Source organism: Prevotella sp. Sow4_E9_plate (assembly GCF_052116205.1).
Lineage (GTDB): Bacteria > Bacteroidota > Bacteroidia > Bacteroidales > Bacteroidaceae > Prevotella.
Window position 1 is genome coordinate 1 of record NZ_JBQKLN010000154.1, and the last position, 393, is coordinate 393.

A 393-nucleotide genomic window follows, 5' to 3' on the forward strand; every position below is an offset into this window, starting at 1 on the left:
GATGAGGCGCTTCTTGTAGAGGTCGCCAATGGCACGCTTGTAAACCTTCTTGCTCACGTGGAAACGCTCGTAGATGTCGTCGGCCTCGCTCTTGTCGCCAAGGTTGCACTCACCGTCGTTGTCCAGAAGATACTGGTAGAGGGTTTCGACGAAATCGGCTGTCTGCTGGATACCGGTCTTCTGCAGGGTGACATCTATCTTTCCGTCAGGGCGAACTCTTCCGATGTATCCCTTCATCTTGTCACCCGTGTGGATGTACTGGAAAATCTGGTCCTGATAGAGGAGACCCGGATACTGGTTGTCGATGATAACCTTGAAGCCGAGGTCGGTCTTCTGCCAGATGAGGAGATCCACCTCATCACCATGCTTGTAGTGAGGATGGTCTTCGTTGAG

The 393-nt window shown here is 52.7% G+C and carries 1 pseudogene; it reads right to left on the reverse strand.

Going from position 1 to position 393, the window contains the following annotated elements:
• A pseudogene (locus ACTQ53_RS17665) lies at positions 1-393 on the reverse strand (GntR family transcriptional regulator); the annotation flags it as partial.